This window comes from Telluria sp. RT2P19 (assembly GCF_059685725.1).
In genome coordinates this window covers 140,021-165,263 of record NZ_JCASIL010000010.1, presented here as the reverse complement: position 1 = coordinate 165,263, position 25,243 = coordinate 140,021, and the positions used below count along the sequence as shown (strand labels likewise).

25 protein-coding genes and 1 pseudogene are annotated in these 25,243 nt (G+C 65.8%); 13 read left to right on the top strand and 13 right to left on the bottom strand.

What is annotated here, in order from left to right:
• Window positions 1-266 precede the first annotated feature (266 nt).
• On the top strand, window positions 267-1,241 hold the full coding sequence (locus AC56KW_RS14370; RefSeq protein ID WP_497171365.1) for an NADPH:quinone oxidoreductase family protein: 975 nt from the start codon (window positions 267-269) through the stop codon (window positions 1,239-1,241).
• Between the two features lie 15 nt (window positions 1,242-1,256).
• Here AC56KW_RS14370 and yoaA read toward each other — a convergent pair whose 3' ends face one another.
• Complete coding sequence (yoaA, locus tag AC56KW_RS14365) at window positions 1,257-3,305, bottom strand: DNA repair helicase YoaA (protein WP_497171364.1); 2,049 nt, start codon at window positions 3,303-3,305, stop codon at window positions 1,257-1,259.
• 31 nt (window positions 3,306-3,336) lie between these two features.
• Window positions 3,337-3,537 carry a YdcH family protein gene (locus AC56KW_RS14360; RefSeq protein WP_497171363.1) on the bottom strand — a complete coding sequence of 67 codons (201 nt, stop codon included), beginning with the start codon at window positions 3,535-3,537 and terminating at the stop codon, window positions 3,337-3,339.
• A gap of 205 nt (window positions 3,538-3,742) precedes the next feature.
• On the opposite strand from AC56KW_RS14360, the gene AC56KW_RS14355 reads away from it, so the two are divergent.
• On the top strand, window positions 3,743-4,534 hold the full coding sequence (locus tag AC56KW_RS14355) for a PP2C family protein-serine/threonine phosphatase (protein ID WP_497171362.1): 792 nt from the start codon (window positions 3,743-3,745) through the stop codon (window positions 4,532-4,534).
• Window positions 4,535-4,577: 43 nt separating this feature from the next.
• On the opposite strand, the gene AC56KW_RS14350 is transcribed toward AC56KW_RS14355, so the two are convergent.
• From AC56KW_RS14350 to AC56KW_RS14325, 6 genes are all read right to left on the bottom strand, one after another.
• Window positions 4,578-5,264 (bottom strand): hypothetical protein, encoded by a 687-nt coding sequence (locus AC56KW_RS14350; RefSeq protein WP_497171361.1) that lies wholly within the window; start codon window positions 5,262-5,264, stop codon window positions 4,578-4,580.
• 14 nt (window positions 5,265-5,278) lie between these two features.
• A complete protein-coding gene (gene zapE / locus AC56KW_RS14345) occupies window positions 5,279-6,376 on the bottom strand; it encodes a cell division protein ZapE (protein WP_497171360.1) in 1,098 nt (365 codons plus the stop codon).
• A gap of 173 nt (window positions 6,377-6,549) precedes the next feature.
• Complete coding sequence (gene lpdA, locus AC56KW_RS14340) at window positions 6,550-7,986, bottom strand: dihydrolipoyl dehydrogenase (RefSeq protein ID WP_497171359.1); 1,437 nt, start codon at window positions 7,984-7,986, stop codon at window positions 6,550-6,552.
• Between the two features lie 14 nt (window positions 7,987-8,000).
• Window positions 8,001-8,354 carry a PspC domain-containing protein gene (locus AC56KW_RS14335; protein WP_497171358.1) on the bottom strand — a complete coding sequence of 118 codons (354 nt, stop codon included), beginning with the start codon at window positions 8,352-8,354 and terminating at the stop codon, window positions 8,001-8,003.
• A 60-nt stretch (window positions 8,355-8,414) separates the two neighbouring features.
• Window positions 8,415-9,686: a 2-oxoglutarate dehydrogenase complex dihydrolipoyllysine-residue succinyltransferase gene (odhB, locus tag AC56KW_RS14330; protein WP_497171357.1), complete on the bottom strand. Its 1,272-nt coding sequence runs from the start codon at window positions 9,684-9,686 to the stop codon at window positions 8,415-8,417.
• 76 nt (window positions 9,687-9,762) lie between these two features.
• The gene (locus tag AC56KW_RS14325) at window positions 9,763-12,618 is read right to left on the bottom strand and encodes a 2-oxoglutarate dehydrogenase E1 component (protein WP_497171356.1); all 2,856 of its coding nucleotides are present in this window, start codon (window positions 12,616-12,618) and stop codon (window positions 9,763-9,765) included.
• Window positions 12,619-12,927: 309 nt separating this feature from the next.
• Here AC56KW_RS14325 and AC56KW_RS14320 point away from each other — a divergent pair, with 309 nt between their 5' ends.
• The 5 genes from AC56KW_RS14320 to AC56KW_RS14300 are packed head-to-tail and all read left to right on the top strand — an operon-like array spanning window position 12,928 to window position 17,435.
• Window positions 12,928-13,683, top strand: coding sequence for a PepSY-associated TM helix domain-containing protein (locus AC56KW_RS14320; RefSeq protein WP_497171400.1), 756 nt, complete (start codon window positions 12,928-12,930; stop codon window positions 13,681-13,683).
• A gap of 38 nt (window positions 13,684-13,721) precedes the next feature.
• Window positions 13,722-14,234: a DUF2271 domain-containing protein gene (locus AC56KW_RS14315; RefSeq protein ID WP_497171355.1), complete on the top strand. Its 513-nt coding sequence runs from the start codon at window positions 13,722-13,724 to the stop codon at window positions 14,232-14,234.
• Window positions 14,235-14,263: 29 nt separating this feature from the next.
• Window positions 14,264-15,079, top strand: coding sequence for a DUF4198 domain-containing protein (locus AC56KW_RS14310; protein WP_497171354.1), 816 nt, complete (start codon window positions 14,264-14,266; stop codon window positions 15,077-15,079).
• Between the two features lie 5 nt (window positions 15,080-15,084).
• Window positions 15,085-16,095 (top strand): FAD:protein FMN transferase, encoded by a 1,011-nt coding sequence (locus AC56KW_RS14305; protein WP_497171353.1) that lies wholly within the window; start codon window positions 15,085-15,087, stop codon window positions 16,093-16,095.
• On the top strand, window positions 16,092-17,435 hold the full coding sequence (locus AC56KW_RS14300; RefSeq protein ID WP_497171352.1) for a sulfite reductase subunit alpha: 1,344 nt from the start codon (window positions 16,092-16,094) through the stop codon (window positions 17,433-17,435). The genes AC56KW_RS14305 and AC56KW_RS14300 overlap by 4 nt, the downstream gene beginning before the upstream one ends.
• Before the next feature lie 60 nt (window positions 17,436-17,495).
• On the opposite strand, the gene AC56KW_RS14295 is transcribed toward AC56KW_RS14300, so the two are convergent.
• Entirely contained in the window at window positions 17,496-17,876 is a 381-nt protein-coding gene (locus AC56KW_RS14295; protein ID WP_497171351.1) for a KGG domain-containing protein, read from the bottom strand.
• A 263-nt stretch (window positions 17,877-18,139) separates the two neighbouring features.
• On the opposite strand from AC56KW_RS14295, the gene AC56KW_RS14290 reads away from it, so the two are divergent.
• From AC56KW_RS14290 to AC56KW_RS14265, 6 genes and pseudogenes are all read left to right on the top strand, one after another.
• Window positions 18,140-19,708 carry an ATP-binding protein gene (locus AC56KW_RS14290; RefSeq protein WP_497171350.1) on the top strand — a complete coding sequence of 523 codons (1,569 nt, stop codon included), beginning with the start codon at window positions 18,140-18,142 and terminating at the stop codon, window positions 19,706-19,708.
• Window positions 19,705-20,371 (top strand): annotated as a pseudogene (locus AC56KW_RS14285) (response regulator). Before AC56KW_RS14290 ends, AC56KW_RS14285 begins: the two are co-directional and overlap by 4 nt.
• A 68-nt stretch (window positions 20,372-20,439) precedes the next feature.
• Window positions 20,440-20,838: a hypothetical protein gene (locus tag AC56KW_RS14280; RefSeq protein ID WP_497171349.1), complete on the top strand. Its 399-nt coding sequence runs from the start codon at window positions 20,440-20,442 to the stop codon at window positions 20,836-20,838.
• A 40-nt stretch (window positions 20,839-20,878) separates the two neighbouring features.
• Window positions 20,879-21,052 carry an oxidoreductase-like domain-containing protein gene (locus tag AC56KW_RS14275; RefSeq protein ID WP_497171348.1) on the top strand — a complete coding sequence of 58 codons (174 nt, stop codon included), beginning with the start codon at window positions 20,879-20,881 and terminating at the stop codon, window positions 21,050-21,052.
• A gap of 261 nt (window positions 21,053-21,313) precedes the next feature.
• Window positions 21,314-21,778, top strand: coding sequence for a DUF421 domain-containing protein (locus tag AC56KW_RS14270; RefSeq protein ID WP_497171347.1), 465 nt, complete (start codon window positions 21,314-21,316; stop codon window positions 21,776-21,778).
• Window positions 21,779-21,943: 165 nt separating this feature from the next.
• Window positions 21,944-22,228 (top strand): hypothetical protein, encoded by a 285-nt coding sequence (locus tag AC56KW_RS14265; RefSeq protein WP_497171346.1) that lies wholly within the window; start codon window positions 21,944-21,946, stop codon window positions 22,226-22,228.
• A 52-nt stretch (window positions 22,229-22,280) separates the two neighbouring features.
• On the opposite strand, the gene gluQRS is transcribed toward AC56KW_RS14265, so the two are convergent.
• The 4 genes from gluQRS to AC56KW_RS14245 all read right to left on the bottom strand — a co-directional run bounded on the left by gluQRS (window position 22,281) and on the right by AC56KW_RS14245 (window position 25,232).
• On the bottom strand, window positions 22,281-23,216 hold the full coding sequence (gene gluQRS / locus AC56KW_RS14260; RefSeq protein WP_497171345.1) for a tRNA glutamyl-Q(34) synthetase GluQRS: 936 nt from the start codon (window positions 23,214-23,216) through the stop codon (window positions 22,281-22,283).
• Between the two features lie 16 nt (window positions 23,217-23,232).
• Window positions 23,233-23,730: a nuclear transport factor 2 family protein gene (locus tag AC56KW_RS14255; RefSeq protein ID WP_497171344.1), complete on the bottom strand. Its 498-nt coding sequence runs from the start codon at window positions 23,728-23,730 to the stop codon at window positions 23,233-23,235.
• 81 nt (window positions 23,731-23,811) lie between these two features.
• Window positions 23,812-24,219 (bottom strand): nucleoside diphosphate kinase regulator, encoded by a 408-nt coding sequence (gene rnk, locus AC56KW_RS14250; RefSeq protein WP_497171343.1) that lies wholly within the window; start codon window positions 24,217-24,219, stop codon window positions 23,812-23,814.
• Between the two features lie 350 nt (window positions 24,220-24,569).
• Window positions 24,570-25,232: a thiol:disulfide interchange protein DsbA/DsbL gene (locus tag AC56KW_RS14245; RefSeq protein WP_497171342.1), complete on the bottom strand. Its 663-nt coding sequence runs from the start codon at window positions 25,230-25,232 to the stop codon at window positions 24,570-24,572.
• Window positions 25,233-25,243: the final 11 nt, after the last annotated feature.

The following is a 25,243-nucleotide window of genomic DNA, read 5'->3' as shown; positions in this document are numbered from 1 at the left end:
ATGGCTTCTCATTCTTTTGGAAACGTCGGGCCTGGAACATCGCGCCACTCGGGTACGGCAGCAGGACGCGCGAATTGCTTGTAGTCGTGGTCGAGAGGCGTATGCTTTTTTGACATGCATAGTGGCCGCGATCCGCTTGACCATCCTGTCAATGTCCGGCAAGAAGTCGGGATTGGACATGATGGCGGCCGTGTCCCCCAGGTCTCGCAGAACAGCTTTCTTTCTTGGGGCATAATTCGCCCCGCCAATTAATATGGGGAGAAGCAATGAAAGCCGTACGCTGCACCGCCTGGGGGCCGCCAAGTAGCCTCGTGCTCGACAACTTGCCCGACCTGGTCGCCGGTCCCGGCGAGGTCGTGGTCGACGTGAAAGCCGCGGGCGTCAATTTCCCCGACGTGCTCACGGTCCAGGGCAAATACCAGGTGCGCCCTCCCCTGCCCTTCACGCCGGGCAACGAGTTCGCCGGCGTGGTGCGGGCGGTCGGCGCCGACGTCAGCGGCTTCGTGCCCGGCCAGCGCGTGATCGGCTTTACCCGCACCGGCGCCTTCGCCGAACAGGCGGTGGCGCCAGCCAATGCATTCCTGCCGATGCCGGACGATATGGCGTTCGACGTCGCCGCCGCGATCACCCTCACCTACGGCACCTCGTACCACGCGGTGGCCGACCGCGGCGCCTTGCAGGCCGGCGAAACGATGCTGGTGCTGGGCGCGGCCGGCGGCGTCGGCCTGGCGGCGATCGAGATCGGCAAGGCCCTCGGCGCGCGCGTGATCGCGGCCGCCTCCAGCGACGAGAAACTGGCGGTATGCAAGGCGCACGGCGCCGACGTGTTGATCAATTATGACACCGACGACTTGCGCGAAGCGCTGCGCGCCGCCACCGACGGCCGCGGCCCGGACGTCGTCTACGATCCGGTCGGCGGCAAGTACAGCGAACCGGCGCTGCGCTCGATCGCCTGGCGCGGCCGCCACCTGGTGGTGGGCTTCGCGGCCGGCGAGATCCCGCGCCTGCCGTGGAATCTGTTGCTGTTGAAGGGAGCGTCGGTGGTCGGCGTATTCTGGGGCGATTTCACGCGCAAGGAACAGGATGCGCACCTGGCGGCGATGGCGCGCATCACCGGCTGGATTGCGGAAGGTACATTAAATCCGCTGGTCTCGCGGCGCTACCGCCTTGCCGACACGGCGCGCGCACTGGAAGACATGGCGGCGCGCAAGGTCATCGGCAAGGTCGTGATCACGCCGTGAACGGGCGGCGCGCGCTCAGGCGGCGCCCTCGTTTGCCGCCTCGGCCGGCCGGAAGAAGTCGATCACCTCTTCTTGCACCCGGGTGCGCTTGAACGACGGCAGGCTTTGCCAGATACGGCGGCCATAGGGCTTGGTAATGATGCGCGGATCGCAGATCATCAGCACGCCGCGGTCGTCGACGTCGCGGATCAGGCGTCCGGCGCCCTGCTTGAGCGTGATGATCGCCTCGGGCAGCTGGTGGTGCATGAAGCCGTTCATGCCCTGCTTTTCCATCACCTCGATGCGCGCGGCCAGCACCGGATCGTCGGGCGGCGCGAACGGCAGCTTGTCGATGATCACCAGCGACAACGCCTCGCCGCGCACGTCGACGCCTTCCCAGAAACTCTGGCTGCCGACCAGCACGGCATTGCCGGCGTTGCGAAACGAGTCGAGCAATTCGGTCCGGCCGCGCTCGCCCTGCACGAACAGCGGGAAATCCCAGCCGCGCTCGGCGAATTCGGTGCGCAGGCGCTCGGCCACCTTGTTCACCGCGCGAATCGTCGTGCACAGGAAGAAGGTGCGGCCGCCCGCCGCCTCGATCACCGGCAAGGCGGCATCGACCACCGCGTCGGTATAGACCGCCGCCTGCGGTTCCGGCAAACCGGTCGGCACGTACAGGATGCCCTGGTTCTGGTAGTCGAATGGGCTGGGCCAGGTCTTGGCCGGCTCGCCGGTCAGGCCGAGCTGGTCGGAAAAGTGCTTGAAGTCGTTCTTCACCGCCAGGGTGGCCGAGGTGAAGATCCAGCTGCGCGGCGTACCTTCGCGCTGGTTGGTGAAGATCGGCGCGATCGACAGCGGCGTCTTGTGCAGTTGCAGCGAAGACGAGAACGCCTCGGCCCACAGCACGGCCTGTTCGCTGGCCGGCGCCTTGTGGTCGGGCTTCCAGGCGTCGAAGCTGGCGGCCAGTTCGTGCGCACGCAAGCGGCAGGCCTCGATCGTCTCGGCGCGCGCGGCGTTTTCTTCGAGCACCGTGATCATGCCGGCGATTTCTTCCTTGAGCTTCTCGAGCGCCGGGAAGAATTGCGAAGTCGGCATGATCTGCGGCAGCGACAGGCGCAGGTTGCCGTCGCCGAACGACAGGCGCAGGTCGCGCGCGGCCTTCTCGACCACGGTCACGACCTTGGCCCAGTCCGGGCCGCCGCGCGCATGGGCCAGGCCCTCGGCCAGCACGTCGCGGCACAGTTCCAGCACCTGGGACGTCGAGACCGATTGCCCGAAGAACAGCGTCGCGACGTCGGGCAGCTGGTGCGCCTCGTCGAAAATGATGGTGTTGGCCGACGGCAGCAGCTCGGCCACGCCGGTATCCTTCAGCGCCACGTCGGCGAAGAAGAGATGATGGTTGACCACCACCACATCTGCTTGTTGTGCCTCCCTGCGCGCCTTCATGACGAAGCAGTCCTGGTAGTACTGGCATTCGGCGCCCATGCAGGTGTCGCGGGTGGACGTGACCAGGTTCCAGACGGTGGCGGTCTCCGGCACCTTGGCCAGCTCGGCCTTGTCGCCCGAGCTCGTCATCTTGATGAAGCGCGAGATCTCGCGCAGGTGGCCGACATCGTCGCGCGACGTCAGGCGGCCGTTCTGCAAGGTGCGCTCGAGGTGGAAATGGCAGACGTAGTTCGAGCGGCCCTTGAGCAGGGCCACCGACACCGGGGCGCGCAAGGCGGCGCGCACGGTGGGGATATCGCGCAGGAACAACTGGTCTTGCAGGTTCTTGGTGCCGGTCGAGACGATGGTCTTGCCGCCCCACAGCAGCGCCGGCACCAGGTAGGCAAAGGTCTTGCCCGTGCCCGTGCCGGCTTCGGCCATGAGGACTTGCTGGTCGGCGATGGCCTGGGCCACGGCCTTGGCCATCTCGGTCTGCGACTGGCGCGGTTTGAAGGTGCCGACGGCGGGCGCGAGCGGGCCGCCCGCGCCGAACAGGCGGTCGACGTCGGCGTCGTACTTGCCGGCGGGAGCCTGGGGTTCCGGGGCTGCGGGAGCAATGGTCCCTGCCGCATCCGGAGAAGCAGAAAGTTGGTCGGTCAAAATACGTGGTTTCGTTGAGCCTGGGAATGAATCAGGCCGGTATATCGGGTATCAGCTGCATCTTCAGCAGCGTAATATGATCTTTGAGCTGCAGCTTACGCTTCTTGAGGCGCCGCAGTTGTAACTGGTCGGCATGACCGTCCGCCGTCAACAGGGAGATCACGGCGTCGAGATCGCGGTGTTCCACATCGAGTTCGATAATACGGCGCTGGATGTCCTGGACGTCGGTCATGTTTACTGTTCCAAGCAGTTCGATAGAGATGCAGTTGCGGGAAAGAATGGCGGAAAGCGCCGACCAAGGCGGGGCGCTCCGGTTTTCGCTACATTGTTGCTACAAGATTAACTTGCGCGCTGGTGGCTTATCAGTGCATAGTTTAATCGAGGCGGAGGTTGCCGCCAACAAAGAATGGCGTTAGCGTCCTGGAAAACACGGATTTATGACTTCTTACAAGATCGAGGCGGGTACCGCGCAACACATCGGAAACCGTCCCCAGCAGAACGACCGCGCCGCACTGTTCACCGGCGCCCGCGCGCCGGGCTATGTGCTGGCGGTACTGTCGGACGGGGTCGCCAGCCAGGCGGGAGCCGACCAGGTCTTGCACACGGCGCGCCAGGTCTTCGACGAATTCAAGCCCGGCGAGCGGCCCGGCATCGAGCGCCTGGCCCAACTGCTGCACGAGATCATCAGCGAAACCCATACGGTGATCAAGATGAATGCCGTGGCCAGGCAGGCCGACATCCATGCCAGCTTCGTCGGCCTGGTGATCAGCCCCCACGGCGAGGCGGTCTGGGCCCACGTCGGCGATTCGCGCCTCTACCGCTTCGAGCACGGCAAGTGCGCGGTGCGGACGGGCGATGTCGCGTATATCGAACACCTGATCGGCAGCGACCGCCTGCCGCCGGACGCGGCGCGCAACCACCGCCGCTCCAAGCTCTTGCTCAATTTGCTGGGCAATAGCCGCAAGGAACCCTTCGTCACGACCGGCAGCCATACCGGCCTGGCGCCGGGCGATAGCTTCCTGCTGTGCTCAGACGGTTTGTGGCATTTCTTTACCGATGCCGAACTGGCGGCCGTGACCGCCAAGGCGACGCCGCGCCAGGCGTCCGAGATGCTCATCAACAAGGCCATCGAGCGCTCCCAAGGCAAGGGGGGCAATTGCACGATGGCGATCGTGAAGCTCGTGCCCCCAGTCCAGGGCGGCGCGTCCCCCGACCGGGGCAGGGGCTGAACAAACCTGGACTTCCGCCTGCGCGGGACCGACGACGGTGATGCTAGTTCGTCGTCGGCTTGTTACCGTTGGCGCGTTTGGCTTCCTCGGCGGCGCGCTGGGCGGCCTTGGCTTCGCGTTCGGCCACGCGGCGCGCCACGTCCCTCTGGCGCTCTTCCGACTTGCGCCGGCGCTCTTCATAGGCCGCGACACTGGCCGCGCGCTCGGCCGCCTCTTTCTCGGCATGCGCCGCCGCTTCCTGGGCCCGCTGCTGGTTGCGCACCGCGCGCGATTCGCCCGGCTTGGTGCGCGGCGGCGGCAATACGGCGCTGGCCGGATCCTTCACCGGCGGCGGATTGGCCGCCAGCTTGGCTTCTTCTTCGGCATAGGCGGCGTCGGCCTCGGCGATCGCCTTGTCGCGTTCGTCGACCTTGAGGCGGCGCAGGTAGTGCGACGCCTCGATCTCGATCGCGCGTTGGGTCGCGAGGGCGGCGCGCCGCACTTCGCGCGCTTCGTCCAGGCAACTGTTGACGAAGAACTTGTCGTAGCAAACCGCCTCGCGGTCGGCATAGCGTGCCTCGATCGCGGCGCGTTCGGCGGCGACCGCCGCCAGGCGCTGTTCGGCCTGTTCGGCGGAGGTGGTCGGTGCGGGCGGCGTGTCGTCCTGCACCAGTTCGTTGCTGGAGCAAGCCGCCAGCAACAGGGCAAAGCCGGCGGCGGCAAGCGTGCGCAGCATCGGATGTCTTGTCATGGTGTTCCTTTCGATCATGCAATGGCGTCGGCAGCGCCGCGCCGTTCGGCGAGCAGGTACTCGCGCGATTGCATCTCGATGATACGCGATACGGTCCGGTGGAATTCGTTCGCCAGCTGACCGCTGGTGTAAAGCTCCTCGGGCTCGACCGCGGCCGACATGATCAGCTTGACCTTGTGGTCGTAGAACACGTCGATCAGCCAGGTGAAACGGCGCGCCTCGGATGCCTGGCCGGCCGACATCGCCGGGATGCCGGACAGGACCACGGTGTGGAACTGGCTGGCCAGTTCGAGATAGTCATTCTGCGAGCGCGGGCCGCCGCACAAGGTGGCGAAGTCGAACCAGATCACGCCGCCGGCCTTGCGCAGCGCGCGGATCTCGCGCTTCTCGATGTGCACCACCGGCGCCTCGTCGGCGGTATCGGCGACCTTCGCATAGGCGTCGCGCAAGGCCTTGTCGGACGCCGCGTCGAGCGGCGTGTAATAGGCCTCGACCTGCTCCAGCGCGCGCTTGCGGTAGTCGTTGCCGGCGTCGACGTTCAATACGTCCAGCTTCTCTTGCAGCAATGCGATGGTGGGCAGCATGCGGTCGCGGTGCAGGCCGTCCGGGTACAGGGTCGACGGCTCGTAGTTCGAGGTCATGACGAAGCTCACGCCATTGTCGAACAGGGCCTTGAGCAGGTTGTACAGGATCATCGCGTCGGCGATGTCCGAAACATGGAATTCGTCGAAGCAGATCAGGCGGTACTTCTTGGCAATGCGCTTGGCGACCTCGTCGAGCGGATCGGCCACGCCTTTGAGTTCGTCGAGCTGGCCGTGCACGGCGCGCATGAACTCGTGGAAGTGCAGGCGCGTCTTGCGCACCACCGGCACCACCAGGTAGAACGAATCCATCAGGAAGGATTTGCCGCGCCCTACCCCGCCCCACATGTACACGCCTTTCGGCACATCGGGACGGTTGATCAGGCGCTTGAAAGCGGACGACCGCTGGGCCTTGTATTGGACCCAGTCGTCGTACGCCTGTTGCAGGCGGTCGACCGCCATCTGTTGCGCCGGGTCGGACTTGAAGCCGCGCTCGGTGAGTGCGTGCTGATAATACTCTTGGACGTTCATCAGGGAAATACCATCTACGTGAGGTGGACGGCTCTGCCATCCACGCGTCCAACGATCTTCTGCGCACCACGTTCGCGGTAATACAGGCCAGTGTTGGACGCGTGGACGGGTTCCCCGTCCACGCCACGGTATTTTTAAGTCGGTTGAATACCGGACGGCAGCGCCGTCCAGCCTCAGAAGTTCAGCGAACGCTTGTCCACCGCCAGCGCGGCTTCCTTGGTCGCTTCCGACAGCGATGGGTGCGCGTGGCAGATGCGGGCGATGTCTTCCGACGAGGCCTTGAACTCCATCGCGACCACGGCTTCCGAGATCAGTTCGGAAGCCATCGGGCCGACGATGTGCACGCCCAGGATTTCGTCGGTGGTGGCGTCGGCCAGGAACTTGACCATGCCCGAGGTATCGCCCAGCGCGCGCGCACGGCCATTGGCCATGAACGGGAAGGTGCCGGCCTTGTACTGCACGCCTTCGGCCTTGAGCTGCTGCTCGGTCTTGCCGACCCACGCGATCTCTGGCGAGGTATAGATGACCCAGGGGATGGTGTTGAAGTTCACGTGGCCGTGCTGGCCGGCGATGCGCTCGGCGACCGCCACGCCTTCTTCCTCGGCCTTGTGCGCCAGCATCGGGCCGCGCACGACGTCGCCCACCGCCCACACGCCAGGCAGGCTGGTGCGGCATTCGTCGTCGACCACCACGAAGCCGCGCTCGTCGAGCTGCAGGCCGACGGTCTCGATGCCGAGGCCGTCGGTGTTCGGCACGCGGCCGATCGAGATGATCAGGCGGTCGAAGGTGGCTTTCTGCTCCGCGCCGGTGCTGTCGGCGTACTCGACGGTGACGTCGTTGGCGCCCTTCGTGATCGCGCCGATCTTGCAGCCGAGGTTGATCTTCAGGCCCTGCTTGGTGAACAGCTTGTGCGCTTCCTTGGCGATCTGCTCGTCGACCGCGCCCAGGAAGGTCGGCAGGCCTTCCAGCACAGTGACGTCGGCGCCGACGCGGCGCCATACGCTGCCCATTTCCAGACCGATGACGCCGGCGCCGATCACGCCCAGCTTGCCAGGGACGGCGTCGATGGCCAGTGCGCCGGTGTTCGACAGGATCAGTTTCTCGTCGAATTCAGCGCCTGGCAGCTGGCGTGCGTTCGAACCGGTCGCGACGATCACGTTCTTGGCGGTGATGGTGTCGGTGGTCGGGCCGCTGACATTGATGGTGTAGCCCGCGTCGGCGTCAAGCTTGCCGGCGAACGCGCCGCGGCCGTGGAAGAAGGTGACCTTGTTCTTCTTGAACAGGAACAGGATGCCGTCGTTGTTCTGCTTGACGATGGTGTCCTTGCGCTTGAGCATGGTCGGTAGGTCGAGTTCGAGGCCCGACACCTTGATGCCGTGGTCGGCGAAGGCGTGGCCGGCGTGTTCGAAGTGTTCCGACGACTGCAGCAGCGCCTTCGACGGGATGCAGCCGACGTTGGTGCAGGTACCGCCCGGGGCAGGCTTGCCGGCGGCGTTGCTCCACTCGTCGATACAGGCAGTCTTGAAGCCCAGTTGCGCTGCACGGATGGCGGCGATGTAGCCGCCAGGACCGCCGCCGATCACGACGACGTCAAATTGTTTATCGCTCATTACTTGATTCCTTTTTATTCTTCCGGAACGAATACCCACAGCAGCAGGTAGATCAGTACGCCGAAGCCGAACGTCAGCACGAACAGTACGAAGATCAGGCGCCAGACCCACGATTCGAGACCATAGGTCCGCGCCAGGCCGCCGCACACGCCGCCCAGCCAGCGGTCGATCCGCGAACGGCGCAGGCCGCTCAGCAAGTCGTCGCGGTGCTGGTCGAAGGAAATCCGCCCGGTGGTCGGGGGTTCCTTGCTGAGGCTGACGGTCGAGGCGCCGGACAGGATGCGGGCCTTGGCCTGCTCGTATTCGGCGTCCGACAGGGCGCCGGCCTGGTGCAGCTCGTGCAGCCGCTTGATTTCGTCTGACAGCATGGCGTTCTCCGGCAAACAGCACGCCGGCCCCGCTTGCGCGGCGCCGGCACATGGTGAGAATTACAGGTCCAGCAGCAGGCGGGCCGGATCTTCCAGCGCATCCTTCATCGCGACCAGGCCCAGCACGGCTTCGCGGCCGTCGATGATGCGGTGGTCGTACGACATGGCCAGGTAGTTCATCGGACGGATGACGATCTGGCCGTTCTCGACGACGGCGCGGTCCTTGGTCGCGTGCACGCCCAGGATCGCCGACTGCGGTGGGTTGATGATCGGGGTCGACAGCATCGAGCCGAACACGCCGCCGTTCGAGATCGAGAAGGTACCGCCCGACAGGTCGTCCAGGGTCAGCTTGCCGTCCTTGGCTTTCTGGCCGAATTCACCGATCTTCTTCTCGATTTCGGCGATCGACATCTGGTCGGCGTTGCGCAGGATCGGCACCACCAGGCCACGTGGCGAACCGACGGCGATGCCGATGTCGAAGTAGCCGTGATAGATGATGTCGTTGCCGTCGACCGAGGCGTTCAGGATCGGGTACTTCTTCAGTGCCGCCACGGCGGCCTTGACGAAGAACGACATGAAGCCCAGCTTGACGCCGTGTTCTTTCTCGAACTTGTCCTTGTACTTGTTACGCAGTTCCATGACCGGCGCCATGTTCACTTCGTTGAAGGTGGTCAGGATGGCGTTGGTCGATTGCGATTGCAGCAGGCGCTCGGCGATACGGGCGCGCAGGCGGCTCATCGGCACGCGCTCTTCCGGACGGTCGCCCAGGTTGGCAGGCGCCGGCGCGGCGACTTGCTGCAGGGCGGCTTTCGGTGCGGCGGCCGGAGCGGCGGCCGGCTTGCTGGCGGCGGCGGCCAGGGCGTCGCCCTTGGTCACGCGGCCATCGCGGCCCGAGCCTTCGACGTTCGACGCCGACAGATTGTTTTCGGCCAGGATCTTGGCGGCGGCCGGCATCGCGACGCCTGCTTTCGACTGGTCCGATGCCGCGCTCGAAGCGGCTGGCGCAGCTGCGGCTGGCGCGGCGGCGATCGGTGCGTTCGGGGCTGCCGACGGGACGGCCTTGACCGAGATCGGGCTGGTCTGGGCCGATGCTTCGGTATCGATGATCGCGATGACTTCACCGGCAACGACGGTCGCGCCGTCGGCCTTCAGCAGTTGCACGATCACGCCGGCGCTTGGCGCCGGCAGTTCCAGGACCACCTTGTCGGTCTCGATGTCGATCATGTTCTCGTCGCGCGAGACGGACTCGCCGACTTTCTTGTGCCACGACAGCAGGGTTGCTTCAGCAACGGATTCCGACAGGACGGGGACCTTGACTTCGATTTGTGCCATTTTTTAAAACTCCAGTAATTATTCTTTGCAAGTACCCCCGCGCACGGGACGCGGGGGCCGTGGTTTGCTTTGACTATTATTTAGTCAGGATGAAACCCTTGAGCTTCGAGAACGCGGTTTCCAGCAGTTCTTTTTGCTGTGCGATGTGCTTGTCCGCATAACCGACGGCCGGCGATGCCGACGCGGCGCGGCCGGCGTAAGCCAGGCGCTGGCCATCTTCCATGCCTTCGAAGATGTTGTGCTGGATCTGGAACCACGGACCCTGGTTCTGCGGCTCGTCCTGCGCCCACACCACTTCGGTCGCGTTCGGGAACTTCTTGAGTTCGGCGGCGAACGACTTGTGCGGGAACGGGTACATCTGCTCGATACGGATGATCGCGGTATCGGCGCTGTTGCGTGCCTTGCGCGCATTGACCAGGTCGTAATAGACCTTGCCCGAGCAAACGATCACACGCTTGACCTTGCCTGCGTCGATCTTGTCGTCGCATTCGCCGATCACGGTCTGGAAACCGCCCTTGGTCAGGTCGGTCAGCGGCGAGCCGGCATCCTTGTTACGCAGCAGCGACTTCGGCGTGAAGATCACCAATGGCTTCCTGAACTGGCGCACCATCTGGCGGCGCAGCAGGTGGAAGATCTGGGCCGCCGTGGTCGGCTGGACCACCTGCATATTGTTGTCGGCGCACAGTTGCAGGAAGCGCTCGATACGTGCCGACGAGTGCTCCGGACCCTGGCCTTCATAGCCGTGCGGCAGCATCATGACCAGGCCCGAGGCGCGGCCCCACTTCACTTCGCCCGAGGCGATGAACTGGTCGATGACCACTTGCGCGCCGTTGACGAAGTCGCCGAACTGGGCTTCCCAGATGGTCAGCGTGTTCGGCTCGGCAGTCGAGAAACCGTACTCGAAGCCCAGCACCGCTTCTTCGGACAGCACCGAGTCGATCACGGTGAAGTCGGCCTGGTTATCCGAGACATTGGCCAGTGGCAGGTAGATGCCCTGGTCCCAGCGCTCGCGGTTCTGGTCGTGCAGAACGGCGTGGCGGTGCACGAAGGTGCCGCGGCCGGCGTCCTGGCCCGACAGGCGGATGGCGTAGCCCGACGACAGCAGCGACGCGAAGGCCAGGTGTTCGCCCATGCCCCAGTCGAGGTTGACTTCGCCGCGCCCCATGGCGGCGCGGTCGGCCAGCACCTTGTCGACCAGCGAGTGCGGCTTGAAGCCCTCTGGAACCTTGGTGATGCGTTCGGCCAGGCGTTTCAGTTCGGTGACCGGCACGGCGGTGTCGGCGGCGTCGGTCCACTTCTTGTTCAGGAACGGCGCCCAGTCGACGGCGTACTTGCCCTTGAAGTTGGTCAGCACCGGATCGACCGTATGCTTGCCGGCGTCCATGGCGTCGCGGTAGGCGGCGACCAGCTTGTCGCCACCGTCGGCTTCGATGGTGCCCTGCGCCGACAGCTTCTCGGCGTACAGCTTGCGGGTGCCCGGGTGCTTGGCGATCTTCTTGTACATCAGCGGCTGGGTCAGCGCCGGCGTATCTTGTTCGTTGTGGCCCAGTTTGCGGTAGCAGATGATGTCGACCACGACGTCCTTGCCGAACTCGGCGCGGTAGTCGAGCGCGATCTGGCTGGCCAGCACGACGGCTTCAGGATCGTCGGCGTTCACGTGCAGCACCGGTGCTTCGATCATCTTGACGACGTCCGAGCAGTACAGGGTCGAGCGCGCATCGCGCGGATCCGACGTGGTGAAGCCGATCTGGTTGTTGATGACGATGTGGACGGTGCCGCCGGTGCCGTAGCCGCGGGTTTGCGCCAGGTTCAGGGTTTCCATGACCACGCCCTGGCCAGCGAACGCGGCGTCGCCGTGGACCAGGATCGGCAGCACTTCCTTGCCCTTCTTGTCGCCGCGACGCATCATGCGCGCCTTGACCGAGCCTTCGACGACCGGGTTGACGATCTCGAGGTGGGACGGGTTGAACGCCAGCGACAGGTGGACCGGACCGCCCGGGGTCGAGATATCGCTCGAGAAGCCCTGGTGGTACTTGACGTCGCCCGCCGGCAGGTCGTCGGCGTGCTTGCCTTCGAATTCTTCGAACAGGTCGGCCGGGCTCTTGCCCAGGGTGTTGACCAGCACGTTCAGGCGGCCGCGGTGGGCCATGCCGATCACGATCTCCTGCACGCCTTTTTCACCGGCGCGCTGGATGACTTCGTCGATCGAGGCGATGAACGATTCGCCGCCTTCGAGCGAGAAGCGCTTGGCGCCGACGTACTTGGTGTGCAGGTAGCGTTCCAGGCCTTCGGCCGCGGTCAGGCGTTCGAGGATGTGCTTTTTCTTATCGGCGCTGAAGGTCGGGGTCGAGCGGATCGACTCCAGGCGCTCCTGCAGCCAGCGCTTCTCGGTCGGGTCGCTGATGTACATGAACTCGGCGCCGATCGAACGGGTGTAGGTATCGCGCAGCATGTTCAGGATGTCGCGCAGCGGCGCGGTTTCCTGGCCAAAGTAGGTGTTGCTGATATTGAAGACTGTGTCGAGGTCGGCTTCGGTGAAGCCGTAGAAGGCGGGATCGAGTTCGCGCAGCGGCGGACGTTCCTGGCGCTGCAGCGGGTCCAGATTGGCCCAGCGCGAACCCAGGTAGCGGTAGGCGGCGGTGATCTGGGTCACGGCGACGCGCTTGCGGCCCAGTTCGGAATCGGCCGAAGCGACGACGGTACGGATCGGGCCTTGCTTGGCGCGTTCCGCGAACGAGGCGACCACCGACGAATGGGCGACGTCGGGACGGTTCGAGCCGTCGACTGCCGGCACGTGCTGCATCTGGTCGAAGTAGGCGCGCCAGTTTTCGGGCACCGACGACGGGTTGTCCAGATAGGCCTCGTACAACTCTTCCACGTACGGGGCATTGCCGCCGAACAGGTAGGAGTTGGCGTTATATTGTTGCATCATTCTTGCTCACCTTTCTTTTCGCGCTTCGCGAGGGTTGGGCGGGTTGTTTAAAACCTTCCGCGACACGGCCTGACCGGTTAGCGGATCGCACTTCAAGACATCAAGTTGTGGGGGAAGGACTGTTCGGTACGAAAATACGTGTGCAAAATCCTGCCAATTTGCGCACATTATTGTAACGCATGATCTCGGCAAGGGCAGACCAACGTCCGAGAAATAATTTATTTCTAAATGTGTTTTTTTGCGTCGTACTTTTGGCGATTTCGCCACTGCCGAGTTGACCATGTAAATGATAATCGTTATCATTTGATGATGTCCCCTTCCGCAACTCCCCTCCAACATAAAGCCGAACCTGCCATCAAGGCCGAGTCCGTGCCCTCCAGCGCCACGACGCCTCGCGCCCACTTGTCCGGCGGGGCCAGCGCCAAGCCCGCCGCGGGCAGCGGCTTGCCGGGCGCCGGTCGCGCCCTCTGGCTCAAGCAACTGCACCAATGGCATTGGATCAGCTCGGCCATCTGCCTGATGGCCATGTTGCTGTTCAGCTTTACCGGCCTGACCCTGAACAACGCCACCCTGATCGAGGCCAAACCCGTCGTCACGCGCCTGAAAGCCACGCTGCCCGAGCCGCTGCGGGTCCAGCTGCAGGCGTATGCCGAGGAGCATGCCGACGCCGAGGTGCCGCTGCCGAGCGAGATCGCGGACTGGACCAATGGCGCCTTCCCGGTCGACGTGCGCGGCAAGCGCGCCGAGTGGAGCGAGGAAGACGCCTACGTCGCCCTGCCCCGCCCCGGCGGCGACGCCTGGCTGCGCATCGCCGTCGACGGCAGCGCCGAATACGAAGGCACCGACCGCGGCTGGATCTCGTGGCTCAACGACATGCACAAGGGCCGCAATACCGGTCCGGTGTGGAGCTGGTTCATCGATATCTTCGCCGTCGCCTGCGTGGTGTTCTGCATCACCGGCTTCCTGATCATGAAATACCACGCGGCCAAGCGGCCGTCGACCTGGCCGGTGGTCGGTTTCGGCGTCGTGCTGCCGATCGTGCTGGCTTTGCTGTTCGTGCACTGAGTTCGTCCCTAGATCCCCAACCTGAGAGAAGACCAAGAATGAAACTGTCCCACTCGCTCGTCCTCACCCTCCCGCTCGCATCCGGCTGGGCCATGGGCGCCGACTTGTCCGTCAAGTTCGACGTGCCGCAGCTGAACGTGGCCGAATACCACAAGCCCTATGTCGCGATCTGGATCGAGAATGCGGACCAGGACATCGCGTCCAACCTGGCCGTGCTGTACGACGTGAAAATGAAGGACAAGGGCGGCGAGAAATGGGTCAAGGACTTGCGCACCTGGTGGCGCAAGGCAGGCCGCGATGCCGCCCTGCCGATCGACGGCGTCAGCGGCGCCACGCGCGCGCCGGGCACCCACACCATGAAGTTCAACGGCGCCAGGTTCGGCATCGACAAGCTGCCGGCCGGCGACTACAAGCTGGTGGTGGAAGCGGCGCGCGAGGCGGGCGGCCGCGAAGTGGTCAAGGTGCCGTTCAGCTGGACGGGCAAGGGCAAGCTGGCGGCGAACGCGGCCGGCAAGGACGAACTGGGCGCCGTGTCGCTCCAGATCCAATAACGATAAACAAGCACAACCAGGAGAACCCCATGCAACGCAATCCATTCTACAAAACCGCCATTCTCGGCCTGATGCTCGCCGGCGCCTCGATGAGCGCCAGCGCCCACCGCGCCTGGATCTTGCCGAACACGGCCATGGTCGATTCGAAGGAAGCCTGGGTCACGATCGATGCCGCGATCTCGAACGAAGTGTTCGAGTTCAACCACCACCCGCTGCGCCTGGACAACCTGATGATCACCGATCCGGACGGCGCGACGAGCAAGGCCGAAGGCGCCGTGGTCGGCAAATACCGCAGCACGCTCGACCTGCGCCTGCCGAAGGACGGCACCTATCGCCTGGCGATCGTCAGCAACAACGTCATGGGCAGCTACAAGCTCAATGGCGAGACCAAGCGCTTCCGCGGCGCCGCGGGCAGCCCGGCCGTCGCCATCCCGGCCGGCGCAACCGACGTGCAGAGCACCGCCGTCCACTCGCGCAACGAGACCTTCGTCTCGGCCAACAAGCTGAACGACACCGCGCTCAAGCCAGGCGGCCAAGGCCTGGAAATGATCCCGCTGACGAACCCGTCCGACCTGCGCGTCGGCGAGCCGATCCGCGTGCGCTTTCATCTCGACGGCAAGCCGCTCGCCAACCTGCCATTCAGCATCGTGCAGGGCACCGTCAAGTACCGCGGTTCCTCCGGCGAGCAGCGCCTGACCACCGACGCCAAGGGCGAAGCCTCGTTCACGGTGCCGGCCGCGAATATGTACTGGCTCAGCGCCGGCTTCCCGTTCGGCGAAGGCAAGCCGCAGCCGGGCGCCAAGCGCTACAGCTACGCGGCCACGCTCGAAGTCTTGCCGCAATAAGCCCGATGCGCGACGTCCTCGTTCCACTCGAAGTCGACATGGCGCTGCCGCCGGGCGGCAGCACCCTGTACACGGCTGCCGGCACGGCGATGGGGACCAGCTGGTCGGCGCGGCTGATGCTGCCGCCCGGCGCCGACGGCGCTTCGCTGGAAGCTGCCTTGCAGGCCGAGCTGGACGAGATCGTCGCGCAGATGAGTCATTGGGAGCGCGATTCCCTGCTGTCACGCTATAACGCAGCGCCGGCCGGCAGCTGGCACGCACTGCCGCCGCAGTTCTTCGAGGTGGCCGATTACGCGCTGCGGATGTTCGAGGACAGTGGTGGCGCCTACGATCCGGCCGGCGGCCAGCTGGTGAACCTGTGGGGCTTCGGCCCTGCCCGGCGCTACGACCAGGCCGGCTTCCATGCACCGGACGCGGCGGCGATCGGCAGCGCCCTCGCGCAACGCGCGGCCGGCCAGCCGGTACTCGACCGCGCCGCGCGCCGCTTGCTGCAGCCGGGCGGCGTGCTGCTCGATTTTTCCTCCGTTGCCAAGGGCTATGCGGTCGATTGCATGGCGCGCCGCCTGGAGCAGCGCAGCGTGCGCCACTATGTGGTCGAGGCCGGCGGCGAGCTGCGCGGCGCCGGGACCAAGGCCAATGGCGAGCCGTGGTGGGTCGAGGTCGAAGGGGTACCGGACGCGGACAGCGCCGGTGCCCAGGCCATCGTCGCCCTGCACGGCCTGGCGATCGCCACTTCGGGCGACTATCGGCGTTACTTTCAATACGGCGCCCGGCGCGCCGCGCACACCCTCGATCCGCGTAGCGGCTATCCGGTGGTCAACGGCGTCGCCTCGGTGACGGTGCTGGCGCCGACCTGCATGGCGGCCGATGCGTTGTCCACCGCGCTGACCGTGCTCGGCCCCGACCAAGGCCTGGCCTTTGCCGAAGCACGCGGCATCGCGGCGCGCTTCCTGGTGCGCGCGTCAGGCGGCCTGGTCGAAACGATGTCCCGCGACTGGCGCTCTCTACTGCAATGATATTGACCATCGACCCCCTGCGCTGGGGCGGCGCGCTTGCGCTGTCCGCCGCCTATCTCGCGCTGTGCCTCGGCGTCTGGCGCAGCCGCCTGGCGCGCACCGGCAGCGCCGGCGGCACGCCCGACTGGCTCGTGGTGCATGCCAGCCAGACCGGCAGCGCCGAATTGCTGGCCGAGCGCACCGCCGCGACGCTGGCCCTGGGCGGCCTGGATGCGCGCGCGGTCTGCATGTCTACACTCGATGGCGCGCAACTGGCCGCGGCCTCGCGCGTGCTGTTCGTCTGCAGCACCTATGGCGAAGGCGACGCGCCGGATACCGCCGCGCGCTTCGCCGGCCACACGATGGGCGAAGCGCCGGACCTGTCGCGGCTGCATTATGGCGTGCTGGCGCTGGGCGACGCCACCTATGCCAGCTATTGCGGTTTCGGTCGCGCGCTCGACGACTGGCTGCGCGCGCGTGGCGCGACGCCGCTGTTCGAACGGATCGACGTCGACCGCGGGGCGCCGGAGGCGCTGGCCGCATGGCAGCACCACCTGAGCCACCTGGCCGGCACCAGCGATGCGCCGGACTGGGAAGCGCCGGCCTACGGCGCATGGCGCATCGCCAGCCGCATCGAGCTCAATCCCGGCAGCGCCGGCGCGCCGCTGTATCGCATCGCGCTCATCCCCTGCGATGGCGTATTGCCCGCATGGGAAGCCGGCGACCTGGCGCAAGTGAGTGCACCGCTCGACCCCGACCATCCGCGCGAATACTCGATCGCCTCCACGCCGGCTGAAGGCAGGCTCGAGTTGCTGGTGCGCCTTCAAGCGCGTGAAGACGGCACGCCGGGGGCGGCATCGGGCTGGCTGTGCGTGTGTGCGGACGGGGACGATACGATCCGCTTGCGGATACGCGCACATGCGCGTTTCCGGCTGGGATCGAATGCAGGACGCCCCTTGATTGCGATCGGCAACGGTAGCGGCCTGGCCGGCCTGCGCTCGCTGCTCAAGACGCGCATCGATGCGGGCACCTACCGCAACTGGCTGCTGTTCGGCGAGCGCAACGCAGCCCACGATTTCCTGTGCCGCGACGAACTCGCAGCATGGCGCGAAGGCGGCATGCTCGCGCGACTCGACCTGGCGTTTTCACGCGATGGCGGTCAGGCACGGTATGTCCAGCACCTGCTGGATGCGCAGGGTGCAGAACTGCGTCGCTGGGTCGCGGATGGCGCGGCGATCTATGTGTGTGGCAGCCTGCAGGGCATGGCCGGCGGCGTGCACGACGCACTGGTGTCGGCGCTCGGCGCGGACACCGTCGAGGCCATGATGGGCGACGGGCGCTATCGCCGCGACGTCTACTGAACATTCCAAAACCGCCGGCATGGCCGGCGGCATGGATCAGACGCCCTGCGTCAAGCAAAATCAGCGCTTGTCGTTCTTGTGGCTTTGACGGCCAGCCTCGGCATGCTGCTCGGGCGAACCGCCACGCGTGCCGCCACCCTGGCTGCCCTGATTGCCGCTCTGCTGGCTGCCGCTCTGTTTGTTGCCGTCGTTCTTGTGACTCATCGAACCAGCCTCGCGTGCTTCCTGCGAGCTGAACTCATGCGCGTTGCCGGATGCGTGGGCCGCACGGCCGCCTTCGCTGGCAATTTCACGCTGGCGCTGCGGGTCCATCGATGCGAAACCCTGGTTCCCGCTGCCGCCCTGGTTTCCTTGATTACCCTGGTTCCCGCTTTGCTGGCTGCCTTGCTTGGTGAACTGATTGTTACCCTTTGGGTTGTTGTTTTGCGAATTGTTTGCCATGATTGCCTCCTTGCATTGGTGAACAAATTGTCAGCGAAAAGCTGACTCGAGGGACTTCATGGTAGGCCGTGAATGTCGATCCAGACACCAAAAAACGGCAGTCCACCTGTAGGACAAGACCTTGCCTGGCTACCGGCGACGGCTGGCATTCAGAAGGAAAAATTTATTATGTATCATTCAATTTATAGGATGATAATTGAAAAAATTAAATCCAAACAGAACGGACGGGCTAGGATGAGCGTCCATCATTCCCATATGGCAATGTGAAGATCGGCATCGGTCACCGCTTGTTCGCTGCCGTGCTGCTGGCCATTCTGACGGTGGCGGGCGCGAGTGTTTTACTGCTTCGGCAAAACGTCCTGCAGGGTTTTGGCGACTATGCGCAGGCCATTGAACTCGACCGCCTCGATGAGTTGTCGACAGTCCTTGCGCGCCAATACCGGCAGCGCGGCGCCTGGACCTTCATTCCGGCCGACGACCGGCGCGCCTTCATCGGCGCCGAGCTCGCGCGTCTGCAAGCGGCGCGCGGCGAGGGGCCGCCATTGGCCGCCCCGGTTACACCGGTCGCGCCGGTCGCGCCCGCACTGCCGGCCCCTACCGCCCACGCAGCGGCGCGCATGCCGCCCGCGCCGCTGCCACCCGCCCCGCCAGCCCCGCCGCTTCCACCCGCGCCGCCGCTCCCTCCGCCGGTGGTGCCTGCACCCGGCCAGCGCGCCGCCCCGGATGGCGTCACCCAGGACCTTCACGCACGCATCACCCTCCTCGACGCCGGCGACCGGTACCTGGCCGGCCGCGCGCCGGGGACGCTGCCGCTGGCGCGGCGCCCGATCGAGGTCGACGGCCGCACGGTCGGCTTCCTGGGCGTGACACGCAGCCACCGGCCAAGCGATGCGATGGCGTACGCCTTCTTGTCCCAGCTCCAGAGCAGCCTGTGGCTGATCGGCGGCGCCGCCATCCTGCTGAGCGCACTGGCAGCGACCTTGCTGGCGCGCCACTTCCGACGTCCGATCGACGATCTCGCGCGCGCCGCCGCCACGCTCGCCGCGGGCGACTTTGGCGTGCGCCTGCTCGATGCACGCAGCGACGAGCTGGGCGCGCTGGCGCGCGACTTCAACGTATTGGCCGAACGTCTCGACCAGGCCGAGACGGCGCGCCGTCAATGGGTGGCCGACACGTCGCACGAACTGCGCACCCCACTGGCCGTGCTGCGCGCACAGCTCGAAGCGATCCAGGACGGCGTGCGCCAGGCGACACCCGGCACCATCGACGCCATGGCGCGGCAGGTGGCGGCCCTGACCAAGCTGATCGATGAGCTGTATGCGCTCGCGCGCGCCGATGTGGGCGAGCTCGCCTGCAGGAGCGAAATGCTCGACCTGTGGGAAGTGGCGGCCAGCGAGGCGTACGCCTTCGCGGCGCGCTTCCAGGCGGCGGGGCTAACGCTCGATATTGCAGCCGACCCTGTGCAGTCGCTGGTGCTTGCCGATCCGGACCGCCTGCGCCAGGTAGTCGCCAACCTGCTGGAGAACAGCCTGCGCTATACCGAAGCCGGCGGCACGGCGCGGCTAAGCGTACAGGCCATCGAAGGCCGAGTCCATCTTGTGCTGGACGACAGCGCCCCCGGCGTACCCGACGCAGCGCTGGCGCGGCTGGCCGAACGCTTCTACCGGGTCGACGCCTCGCGCAGCCGCGAGCATGGCGGCGCCGGACTCGGGCTGGCCCTGTGCCGGCGCCTGCTCGAGGCGCAAGGCGCCACGCTCGCCTTTGCCCACTCGCCGCTTGGCGGCCTGCGCGTGACCGTAGCGATGCCCCTGGCTGGAAAGGCCGGCGCATGAGCACCGTCATCATGATCGTCGAAGATGAGCCGCAACTGGCCTGTGTCGTCGCCGACTATGCTTGCCGCGGGTTACGCAGCGAGCGTATTCGGCGACGGCGCCCAGGCGCTGGACGCGATCCGGCGCGCGCCGCCCGCGCTGGTCGTGCTCGACCTGATGCTGCCCGGCCTGGACGGCCTGTCGCTATGCCGCGCGGTGCGCGCCTTTTCCGACGTGCCGATCGTGATGGTCACCGCGCGGGTCGAGGAAGTCGACCGGCTGCTGGGCCTGGAAACGGGCGCCGACGATTACCTGTGCAAACCGTTCAGCCCGCGCGAGCTGATGGCGCGCATCAAGGCGATCCTGCGTCGCACCGGTGGCGCCGCGACTGCGCCGGCGCACGCGCTCGCCGTGGACGAGGCCGCGCGCCGCATCGCCCTGCACGGACAAGCGCTCGACCTGACGCCGAGCGAGTACGCGATCCTGGCGGCGCTGGTGCGCCGCCCCGGCCAGGTGCTGTCGCGGGCGCAGTTGCTCGACGCCGCGAGGGCCGACAACCTCGACGCCAACGATCGCGCCGTCGACAGCCACGTCAAGAACCTGCGGCGCAAGATCGAGGCCATTGCGCCTGGCCTGGAACCGATCCGCGCGATCTATGGGCTTGGTTACCGCTACGATCTATAGCCGAATCTCCATTTTTTCTCCACATTCCGGATGCAGGATGGTGTCCATCGCCACTGAGGAGAACAACCATGCAACGCACCATCCCGCTGATCCTGGCCGCCATGCTCGCGCTCGGCGCCGCCACCGCCGACGCCGCCGTCCACTATGTCTGCGAGGCCGCGCGCGGCAAATGTCCCAAGCCGCCCGCGCCGCCCCTGCCGCCCGCTCCGCCTGCGCCGCCCGCCCCGCCGGTCGCCGGCCACGCTGCGCCCGTTCCTCCCGCCATCGCCGCTCTGCCAGCGCCACCGGCGCCGCCGGAAGTCGACCTGCCGGAGATCCCCGCGGCCTTCCACGCGGCCTGCGCCGGAAAGACCGATGGCACCCGCTTGAACCTCTCGATGCGCCCGGGCGAAGGCATGGGCGGCGTGTGCGAGCAGGAAGGCGGCAAGATGGTGTTCCACCTGCGCAGCTACCACCGCGCGGACTGACCCGGTCGACGCCAGGCCCGGCATCGTCTATGCTGGGCAAATGACGTCCATCGATCCAGCCAGCCCCCGTCCCGAACCGCCCGTCGCACCCGAACTCGAAGACTGCTGCCGCAGCGGCTGCGTTCCCTGCGTCTTCGATTTGTACGAGGACGCGCTGGCGCGCTACGAAGCCGCGCTCGCCGCCTGGGAAGCGGCGCGGGCGACACGCCGATGAAAGGCGCTGTACTCGTTAGCTGTGGATGAGCATTGAACTGCTGAGCTGATAGGCGGTCCGACTCCTGCCGACGTCGATAGGAGCGCACGGTGACTGCCCCATGTTCGCCACGCCGTTCTGCCAGCTGGTGTTGCTGAACCCGCCGCAGCGCCAGCAGCTGCTGGCCGCCTCGACGGTTAACGATGACAACGCCAAAGGAACATCGTGGTGTTGGTGAATTGATTACAATGAACTGAACCGTGTCATGCCTGCGGAGGCTCCATGTTCGACCTCGATCTGCCCTGGTGGGAACTCGCTGCGCGCGGCGCCATCGTGTATTGCGCGCTGCTCGTCATGATGCGCCTGTCCGGCCGCCGCACCGTCGGCCAGTTCACGCCTTTCGACCTGCTGGTCGTGATGTTGTTGTCGGAAGCGGTCTCGAATTCGATGACCGGCGGCGACGAGTCGCTGTTCGGCGGCCTGATCATCGCCGCGACCCTGGTCGCCTTGACCGTACTGTTCGCTTTCCTCACCTCGCGCAGCAAGAAGCTCGAAGAGCTCATCGAAGGCAGCCCAGTCCTCATCGGCCGCGACGGCGTCTTCTTCGACAAGATCATGAAGCGTTGCCGCCTGTCGGACAGCGATGTCGAGGAAGCGCTGCGCGAAGCCGACTGTCCCCGTCCCGACATGAAATGCGCCTTCCTTGAAGCGGATGGGCGGATCAGCATCCTGCGAAATCCTCAGTAAGCGTGACAGACTTGCCGGTCAGATCTTGCCTGAAACGCCGAGATTTCTCGGCAGCTTTTGACCACCCGTACGGTGTGGGCAAGCCATTCTTCATGTGCTGATTTTTTGGGCATCGCTGCCACTCCGGCGGCGCATGTGGTTTCTTTCCTGTCCAGGAGGTCTGCCATGAGACGCGTCCTTACCGTATTGGCGCTGGCCGCGCCGACGCTGGTCGCCGCCAGCAGCCAGGCCGCGCCCGTCTATTACCGCGTGGTCGCCAGCGGCCCAGCCGAAGAGATTCCCAACGGTTTGCCGGGCTCGAGCGTGCCGAGCGTCGAGATCGACGACCTCATCCTGCGCGCAGCCTTGCCATTCCGCGCCCTGTCCAGCCCGGCCGTCAGCGCCCACCTCCATTGCTGCACGGTCGACGCCTTCCGTGGCGCGGCGCCGATTCCCGGGTCCGGCGACTAGGCGATGATGGGGATGGGCCTGGGCGTGCTCGCGCTGCTGGCGCGGCGCCGTGTCAGCCTGCCGCCGAGCCTGGCGATATAGGATTTGTTGCCGCGGGGCGCGCCAGCAGGCGGCCCCAGGCGGGGATCGCCGCCTGCCAGAAGCCGGCGCGCGTGCGCAGTGGCGCCGCTGCAGGATCGAGGTCGAGATCGAGGAAACGCGCCGCATCGACCAGCGCGGCGACGGCGGCTGGCTCGTCCCCCGCCGTCACCGCCAGCGCGCCAGTCTGCTTCGACAATTTCTCGCCGTGCTCATTGCGTACGACCGGCACGTGCAGGTAGCGCGGCGTCGGCACACCCAGCAGGCGTTGCAGGTAGATCTGGCGCGGCGTCGAATCGAGCAGGTCGGCGCCGCGCACGACGTCGGTCACGCCCTGGACGGCGTCGTCCACCACCACCGCCAGCTGGTAGGCCCAGAAGCCATCCGCGCGCTTGAGCAAAAAGTCGCCCGAGTCGCGCGCCAGGTGCTGCGTGACCTTGCCCGCGAAGCGGTCGACGAAGGTGATCTCGTCCGCGCCGGCCTCGGGCACGCGTACGCGCAGGCTGCGCATGGTGCGCCCCGGTCCAAGGCCGTGGCGGCAGGTGCCGGCATAGATCGCCGCGCCATCGGGTGCGACACCCAGGCGTGAATCGGCGATCTCGCGCCGGTTGCAGCCGCATGGGTAGGTGTCTCGTCCGATGCGCTCGGCCGCTGCCTGGTACAGGTCCTTGCGCCGGCTCTGCCAGACGATCTCGCCATCGGCGTGCATGCCCAGCGCGTGCAGCAGCGCGAGGATGCCCTCGGCCGCACCGGCCACGCTGCGGCCCTCGTCGATGTCTTCGATACGCACCAGCCAGGTGCCTTCGTGCCAGCGCGCGTCGAGGTAGCTGGCCAGCGCCGCCACCAGCGAGCCCGCATGCAGCGGGCCGGAAGGGGATGGGGCGAAGCGGCCGGTATAGGGTTGTTTCACGTGCGTGCTTCTTTGCTTATTTGCCGGCCTTCTTTTCGTGGCCGGCGATGATGCCGGTGACCTGGTCGGCCACCTCGTTCGGCACGGCCACCGACAGCTGGTAATGGACGATCTCGAAGCCGTTCTTCGTGTTGCGGATCACGCCGCTGGCCATCGCATGGCCCATGTTCTTGGTATCGAGCAGTTCGTCGAACCAGATCAGCGACTTGTCGCTCGAGGCGTAGACGTTACGGCGGGTTGCCCTGAAGGTCCAGGCCGATCTGGCGTCGAAGTATTTCTTGGACCATGCCTTGAACTCGTCGCGGGTCCACAGTTCGGTGCGGTCGGTGCCGATATACACGCCGTCCTTGGCGATCTTGTCGAAATAGGCCATGCGGGTATTGGCCGCATCGTCATGCCATTCGTCGACGAAGGCATTGACCTGCTGCGTCAATGCGGCGTCGGTCGCGGCGCTGGCGGCGCCAAGGAAAGCCAGGCCCAGGCACAGGAAGCAGGCAGTCAGCAAGCGTTTCACGGAAATCCCTTCGATAGAGTTGTTGAGCGCGATTATTGTACACATGGAAATGTACCAGGCAGTCGATCGCGCTCGCGTCTGCTATCGGTGCAGCTCGCCTGCCCGCTCCGGCTGGTAGTCGACATCGAGCACGGTGGCTTCGAACGTGCCGCCACCCGGGCGTTGCCAGGTAATGCTGGCGCCAACGCGCAGGCCCAGCAAGGCCGTACCGACCGGCGTCAGCACCGACAGCTGCTCGCCGCTGTCCTTCATGTCCTTCGGATAGCTCAGGGTCATGGTCACGTCTTCGTCGGAGCCGGCGAAGCGGAAGCGCACGCGCGAATTCATGGTGACGACGTCGGACGGCATGTCCCACGGTTCGACCATCTCGGCACGCTCGAGTTCGCTCAACAGCGCGTCACGCGCAGGGGACTGGGCGGCGGGAAGACGGTCGAGGATGCGTTCGAGACGCTCGAGGTCGAGCCAGGATACGACGATGGATGGTTTCATTTGTACTCCACGAGATGGGTAGGATTGTTCAGCTAAGGCCCAATGAACGACGACGGCGCCGCAGGGTCGATGCGGCGATTTCTGCGGATGGAGGCGGCCCGGGAGGACGGGCAGGCGCTGGCCTGCCGTGTTCCTCACCGAGCCCGGGAAAGCCGGGCGAGGTCGAGGCTGGAAAGGTGCGCCGCTCGGCGCCATGCCGCGCACGTGCGCATGCCACCTGCGTAGAGGGGCGGTGCGGCGGCGAGTTGTGGCAGGCGTGCTTTGGTCATGGCGGGCGGCGAAGGCGATTAGCGCAGTATAGCCCGCTTTGTCGTCCAGTCAACCGGCGGTCGATCTGGACAAAGTCTTATTTACTTGCTGGCGGCGGCCTTGCTCACGAGTAGGTCAAGGACCTGGCCGGTCGCCGTCATGAGCTGGCCCACGTCCTGGATCTTGTTGGCTTGCCGCACCGCATCGGGCGAGACCAGGTATTTGCCGTCGATGACCAGTGTCGGCGTACCGCTCACCTTGTACGCCTCGACCATCTGCGACAGGCGCTTGAGCTTGGTCTGCACGCCGAACGAATTCCAGGTTGCGAGGAACTGTGCCTTGTCCAGGCCGTTCGCCGCGGCCCAGGCGATGATGTCGGCGTCCTTCATCAGGCGCTTGCGCTCGACGTGGACGGCGCGCAAGACGCGGTGGTGGTATTCGTCGATCTTGCCCATCGCTTCGAGGGTCAGGTAAAGGCGGGCTTCCGGATCGGCCGGTCCCTGGAACGGAAGCGGGATGCGGCGCATCACGATATTGTCGCCCTGCTTCCTGACCCAGTTGACCAAGGTCGGCTCGAACGCATTGCAGGCGCCGCAGTGGTAGGCGAAGAACTCGATGACTTCTACCTTCTTGCCCGTCGCCTGGGTCGCCTGCGGCTGCGCCAGGGTAGTGAATTCGGCGCCATTCCTTGGATCGGTCGGGGAAGCGTTGGTGACACCGGCTGCCAGCGCGGCGGCGATCAGGGCGAAACGCATGAAACGCATATCTTTCCTTC

Coding starts and splice junctions, on each gene's coding strand:
- AC56KW_RS14295 (WP_497171351.1), bottom strand. CDS start 17,876: ATGGCAAACAATTCGCAAAACAACAACCCAAAGGGTAACAATCAGTTC.
- AC56KW_RS14245 (WP_497171342.1), bottom strand. CDS start 25,232: ATGCGTTTCATGCGTTTCGCCCTGATCGCCGCCGCGCTGGCAGCCGGT.
- AC56KW_RS14360 (WP_497171363.1), bottom strand. CDS start 3,537: ATGACCGACGTCCAGGACATCCAGCGCCGTATTATCGAACTCGATGTG.
- AC56KW_RS14275 (WP_497171348.1), top strand. CDS start 20,879: ATGACGTCCATCGATCCAGCCAGCCCCCGTCCCGAACCGCCCGTCGCA.
- rnk (WP_497171343.1), bottom strand. CDS start 24,219: ATGAAACCATCCATCGTCGTATCCTGGCTCGACCTCGAGCGTCTCGAA.
- AC56KW_RS14325 (WP_497171356.1), bottom strand. CDS start 12,618: ATGATGCAACAATATAACGCCAACTCCTACCTGTTCGGCGGCAATGCC.
- AC56KW_RS14300 (WP_497171352.1), top strand. CDS start 16,092: ATGATATTGACCATCGACCCCCTGCGCTGGGGCGGCGCGCTTGCGCTG.
- AC56KW_RS14370 (WP_497171365.1), top strand. CDS start 267: ATGAAAGCCGTACGCTGCACCGCCTGGGGGCCGCCAAGTAGCCTCGTG.
- AC56KW_RS14270 (WP_497171347.1), top strand. CDS start 21,314: ATGTTCGACCTCGATCTGCCCTGGTGGGAACTCGCTGCGCGCGGCGCC.
- AC56KW_RS14280 (WP_497171349.1), top strand. CDS start 20,440: ATGCAACGCACCATCCCGCTGATCCTGGCCGCCATGCTCGCGCTCGGC.
- AC56KW_RS14335 (WP_497171358.1), bottom strand. CDS start 8,354: ATGCTGTCAGACGAAATCAAGCGGCTGCACGAGCTGCACCAGGCCGGC.
- AC56KW_RS14350 (WP_497171361.1), bottom strand. CDS start 5,264: ATGACAAGACATCCGATGCTGCGCACGCTTGCCGCCGCCGGCTTTGCC.
- AC56KW_RS14320 (WP_497171400.1), top strand. CDS start 12,928: ATGTCCCCTTCCGCAACTCCCCTCCAACATAAAGCCGAACCTGCCATC.
- lpdA (WP_497171359.1), bottom strand. CDS start 7,986: ATGAGCGATAAACAATTTGACGTCGTCGTGATCGGCGGCGGTCCTGGC.
- zapE (WP_497171360.1), bottom strand. CDS start 6,376: ATGAACGTCCAAGAGTATTATCAGCACGCACTCACCGAGCGCGGCTTC.
- AC56KW_RS14305 (WP_497171353.1), top strand. CDS start 15,085: ATGCGCGACGTCCTCGTTCCACTCGAAGTCGACATGGCGCTGCCGCCG.
- AC56KW_RS14265 (WP_497171346.1), top strand. CDS start 21,944: ATGAGACGCGTCCTTACCGTATTGGCGCTGGCCGCGCCGACGCTGGTC.
- AC56KW_RS14355 (WP_497171362.1), top strand. CDS start 3,743: ATGACTTCTTACAAGATCGAGGCGGGTACCGCGCAACACATCGGAAAC.
- AC56KW_RS14315 (WP_497171355.1), top strand. CDS start 13,722: ATGAAACTGTCCCACTCGCTCGTCCTCACCCTCCCGCTCGCATCCGGC.
- AC56KW_RS14310 (WP_497171354.1), top strand. CDS start 14,264: ATGCAACGCAATCCATTCTACAAAACCGCCATTCTCGGCCTGATGCTC.
- odhB (WP_497171357.1), bottom strand. CDS start 9,686: ATGGCACAAATCGAAGTCAAGGTCCCCGTCCTGTCGGAATCCGTTGCT.